Below are 5387 nucleotides of genomic sequence, written 5' to 3' on the forward strand. Positions count from 1 at the left end.
CCGCGCCGACTACGACCTGCACGCCACCCTGGAACCGGCCACGCACACGCTGCGCGGCCAGGAGACCATCACCTACAGCAACCGCAGCCCGGACACGCTGGACGTGCTGTGGCTGCAGCTGGACCAGAACCTGTACCGCAGCGATGCCCGCGCCCGCAACTTGCGCGCCGCGCGTGCCGACCGGCCCGCGCCGCAGAGCACCGAGGGCTACCGCATCGCCAAGGTGGAACTGGAGCAGGGCGGCAAGCGCGTGGCGGCCACCTTCCTGATCGACGACACCCGCATGCGCGTGGATCTGCCGCAGCCGCTGGCCAGCGGCAAGGCGCTCAAGCTGCACATCGACTACGCCTACACCGTGCCCGGCACCTGGGGCGGCCGCACCGCGGTCACGCCCACCGCCGACGGCGACATCTACGAGATCGCGCAGTGGTATCCGCGCATGGCGGTGTACGACGACCTGCGCGGCTGGGACACCCAGCCCTACCTGGGCGCGGAGTTCTACCTGGAGTACGGCGATTTCGACTACGCGGTGACGGTGCCGTGGGACTACCTGGTGGCCGGGTCCGGCGAGCTGGTGAACCCGGCGCAGGTGCTCACCGCCACCCAGCGCCAGCGCCTCGCGCAAGCCGCCGCCAGCGACAGCACGGTGACCATCCGCGGCGCCGATGAGGTGGGCAAGCCTGCCAGCCGGCCCAGCGCCAGCGGCACCCAGACCTGGCGCTTCCACATGGACCACACCCGCGACGTCGCGTTTGCTGCCTCGCCGGCGTTCGTGTGGGATGCGGCGCGGATCAACCTGCCCGAGGGCAAGCATGCGCTGGCGATGTCGGTGTATCCGCGCAGCGCGGTCGGCAGCGACAAGTGGGGCCGCTCCACCGAGTTCGTCAAAGCCTCGATCGAACACTTCTCGCAATGGTATCCGTACCCGTGGCCGGCGGCGGTGAACCTGGGCGGCCACGGCGCCGGCATGGAATATCCGGGCATCGTCTTCGACGACATGGAGGACGGCGGCAAGCAACTGTTCTGGATCACCGCGCACGAACTCGGCCACGGCTGGTTCCCGATGATCGTCGGCTCCAACGAGCGCCGCCATGCGTTCATGGACGAGGGCTTCAATACCTTCATCGACGTCTACGCCTCCGACGCGATCAACCATGGCGAATTCGCGCCCAAGCGCGATGGCGAGTACGCGCCCGGCGGCGGCAACCCGGTGGACGAGATCCTGCCACTGCTGGCCGACGCGCAGGCGCCGACCCTGCTCGATCGCGCCGACGCCACCAGCGAGACCTACCGGCATCCGCTGACCTACTTCAAGGGCGCGCTGGGCCTGGTGCTGCTGCGCGAACAGATCCTCGGCCCGGCGCGCTTCGATCCGGCGTTCCGCAAGTACATCGCCACCTGGGCCTACAAGCACCCCACGCCGTCGGATTTCTTCCGGCTGATGGAGAGCGAGGCCGGCGAGGACCTGAGCTGGTGGTGGCGCGGCTGGTATTTCAACAACTGGCAGCTGGACATGGGCGTGCCCGCGGCCGCTTACGTCGACCATGATCCGGCCAAGGGCCTGCTGGTGACCTTGGGCAGCTGCCAGAAGCTGGTGATGCCGGCGACCTTGCGCATCGACTTCGCCGACGGCAGCCATCTCGATCAGCGCGTGCCGGTGGAGACCTGGATGCAGCAGACCCAGCCGCAGATCCGGGTGCCGAGTACGCAGAAGGTGCTGCACGTGACCCTGGATCCGGACCATGTGCTGCCCGACGCCGACCGCAGCGACAACCGCCTGGACACGGTGAGCTGAGCGCGTCGCGGCCATCCGGCGCCTGTTCGGCGTCGGATGGCCCGCGCAAACGTGCTGCGGCCGCAACATTCGCGGCCGCGCAGCGCCGGCGTGCGCTTGTCCCTGCGCAGTGCGCCGACGGCGATGGCGATGCGCGCGATGCACGGTCGTTCGCCGTCGTTGCCGGCGAGGTGCGTCCAACGCAGCGTGCGTGCGGACGGCCTGTCCCCGGCTGTCGCTGTCTGTCTCCTGCGGACCGTGCGTGTCCGCTTGTCCTGTCCCGCGCGGCGAACGGAGCGCAGGGTTCCAGTTCTGCGTCGCGGCGATTGCACCGGCCGCCGCGTGCATTCCAAGAATGCCGCCGGCCCCCACGCCCCGTGCCGGCGCATGCATGCACTGTCATGCGTCCTGCACTCATCGCGACAGATGGGAGAGACATCATGCAGCAGCAGTTCCGCAGGGGCGCACTGGCGCTCGCTCTGGCCGTCGGCGCCGCCCCGGCCTTCGCCGGCCCGGTCGGCTACGGCGCCAACACCACCGGTGGCGGCAACGCCATTCCGGTCAACGTCGCCACGATGGAGGCGATGCAGGCGGCGATCGACAACTACGCCGGCTCCGGCGGCCTGGTGCTCAACTACACCGGCAGCTTCAACTACGCCAGCATCACCGACGTATGCACGCAATGGAAGCTGCCGGCCAAGACCGTGCAGATCAAGAACAAGCGCGACATCACCATCAAGGGGGCGAACGGCTCCTCGGCCAACTTCGGCGTGCGCGTGGTCGGCAATGCGCACAACGTCATCATCCGCAACATGACCATCGGCCTGCTGCCCGGCGGCGAGGACGCCGATTCGATCTCGCTGGAAGGCAATTCCAGCGGCCAGCCGTCCAACATCTGGGTGGACCACAACACCATCTTCGCCTCGCTGACCAAATGCCCCGGCGCCGGCGACGCGTCCTTCGACGGCGGCATCGACATGAAGAAGGGCGTCAACCACGTCACCGTGTCGTACAACTACATCCACGACTACCAGAAGGTCGCGCTCAACGGCTACAGCGACAGCGATACCCAGAACGCCGCCGCGCGCACCACCTACCATCACAACCGCTTCGAGAACGTGGAATCGCGCCTGCCGCTGCAGCGGCGCGGGTTGAGCCACATCTACAACAACTACTTCAACAACGTCTTCACCTCCGGCATCAACGTGCGCATGGGCGGGGTGGCGCTGATCGAAGCCAACTACTTCGAGAACATCAAGAACCCGGTGACCTCGCGCGACAGCAGCGAGATCGGCTACTGGGACCTGATCAACAACTACGTCGGCAGCGGCATCACCTGGACGGTGCCGGAGAGCACCAGCAAGCCCTACGCCAACGCCACCACCTGGATCTCGTCCAAGACCTATCCCGAGTCGCTGGGTTACATGTACACGGCGATCCCTGCCGCGCAGGTCAAGGCCAAGGTCATCGCCACCGCCGGTGCCGGCACCAACCTGGCCGAGTGAGGCACGCCGCCTCCGCGCCCGACGGCGCGGAGGCCGGTCGCCCGGGCGGTCGCGGATATATGCCGTTTACGACATTCTTGATGTGCGCGTGGCAATGCCTGCGGCGGTAAGTGTGACGTGCGCCAGCGCCGCTAAGGCGCCTTCTAGTCCTTGTTTCACGTGGAATTTACCGGTGCGCAACGGTGGCGTGAGGGAGACGCTCAGCGTGTACATCGTAGTCACGATGCTGAGGGAATTTAGAAAACTGTGCGCAGTTGCGCATCAAGATTCCGGGCGTATCGCCGTTACCTAGTACGAGTACCCGCATGGGACACCCCCGATGCGGCCGGTGCTGGAAGTGTCTTTTCCTTCTTCTCCGTCGCATCGCGCCCAGGCCGTTGGCCCGAGGGTGTCCTGCGCGATCCAGGTCGTGGCGCGGGCTGCTCTCCTTTTCTTACTTGGTGGCCCCTCATGATCGGAATCCTGCAACGCTACAACGTCGGGACGCGGCTCGCGTCCGCCTTCGGCGTCCTCATCCTGCTCTCCTGTGCGCTCGTCGTCGCCGGGCTGCTGACGCTGAAACAGGCGCGCGAGATGATGGACACCATCGTCAACCGGCGCATGCAGATCCTCGATTACACCGGCGAAATGCGCAATGCCAGCGCACAGGTGGCGGTCAATCTGCGCAACATCGTGCTGCCGACGACGCAGGAAGAGAACGAGCGGTTCGCCAAGGCCGTCGACCAGCAGCGCCGCTACTACGGCGAGGTCCACGACAAGCTCTATGCGATCCCGGTCAGCGATGCCACCGGCGCGCAAATGCGCAAGGCCATCGACCAGGCTTACGAGCGGACGCGCGTCGCCAATCAGAAGGTGCTGGATCTGGGCATGACCAACAGGCCCGACGAAGCGTTGAAGGTGCTGATGACGCAGGCCGGACCGGCAACGCAGCAATGGCAGGAGGCGATCAATACCTATGCCGACCGGCAACGCACGCGCGGCGCCGAAGCCTACGCCAGCGCCAACGTCGCGATGGACCGTGGCCGCAGCCTGCTGGTGGCCGGTGGCGTGCTCGTGGTGCTGGTCAGCGGTCTGCTGGCCTGGCTGATCACCCGCAGCCTGACCGTGCCGCTGACCCGCGCCACGCGTGTCGCCGAGGCCATCGCCAGCGGCAAGCTCGACAACGACGTACGTACCGATGCCCGCGATGAAACCGGACGTCTGCTGGTCGCGATGCAGGGCATGCAGCAGCAGGTCGGCAACCTGATCGGCGCGCAGTTGGAAATGGCCAAGCGCCACGACGCGGGCGAAGTCAGCCATCGCATCGAAGCGCAGGCCTTCCCGGGCGACTACGGGCGCATGGCGGCCGAGACCAATGCGCTGGTGGCCTCGCACCTGGCGGTGAAGACGCGCCTGGCGCAGATCATGGGCCGCTACGCGATCGGCGACCTGTCGCAGGACATGGACCGCCTGCCTGGCGAGGAGGCGGTGCTGAGCCAGACCATGGACGAGGTCAAGGCCAACCTGTCGGCGATGAACGGGCAGATCAAGCAACTGGCGACGTCCGCCGCCGACGGCGACTTCAGCGCGCGCGGCGACGCCGAGCGCTTCCAGTACGACTTCCGGGTGATGGTGGACAGCCTCAACCAGCTGATGGCCACCGCCGATGGCAACCTGCAGGCGCTGTCGACCCTGCTGCAGGCGATCGCCGCGGGCGATCTGACCGCGCGCATGCACGGCGACTTCCGCGGCGTGTTCGCGCAGATGCGCGACGACGCCAACGCCACCGCCGAACAACTAGCCGGCATCGTCGGCCGCATCAAGCATTCGGCAGTGTCGATCAATGCCGCGGCCAGCGAGATCGCCGCCGGCAACGACGATCTGTCGCGCCGCACCGAGCAGCAGGCCGCCAGCCTGGAAGAAACCGCAGCCTCGATGGAGGAACTGACCTCCACCGTTCGCCAGAACGCCGAGCACGCGCGCCAGGCCAATCAGCTCGCCGCCGGCGCGGCCTCGGTCGCCTCGCAGGGCGGCGACGTGGTCGGCCAGGTGGTGACCACCATGAGCGGCATCGAGGATGCGTCGCGGCGCATCGCCGACATCATCTCGGTGATCGACGGCATCGCCTT

The 5387-nt window shown here is 67.2% G+C and carries 3 protein-coding genes; all 3 read left to right on the forward strand.

Features of this window, described 5'->3' with window-relative positions:
• The coding region (locus D588_RS0119885) for a M1 family metallopeptidase (protein WP_017917235.1) at positions 1–1795 on the forward strand (1795 nt) is incomplete at its 5' end.
• A gap of 419 nt (positions 1796–2214) precedes the next feature.
• A complete protein-coding gene (locus tag D588_RS0119890) occupies positions 2215–3279 on the forward strand; it encodes a polysaccharide lyase family 1 protein (protein WP_017910646.1) in 1065 nt (354 codons plus the stop codon).
• 450 nt (positions 3280–3729) lie between these two features.
• On the forward strand, positions 3730–5387 hold a 1658-nt coding region (locus D588_RS0119895; RefSeq protein ID WP_017917236.1), incomplete at its 3' end, for an MCP four helix bundle domain-containing protein.

It is taken from the genome of Xanthomonas sp. SHU 308 (assembly GCF_000364645.1).
In the GTDB taxonomy this organism is placed as follows: Bacteria; Pseudomonadota; Gammaproteobacteria; order Xanthomonadales; family Xanthomonadaceae; genus Xanthomonas_A; species Xanthomonas_A sontii.

Coding starts and splice junctions, on each gene's coding strand:
- D588_RS0119890 (WP_017910646.1), top strand. CDS start 2,215: ATGCAGCAGCAGTTCCGCAGGGGCGCACTGGCGCTCGCTCTGGCCGTC.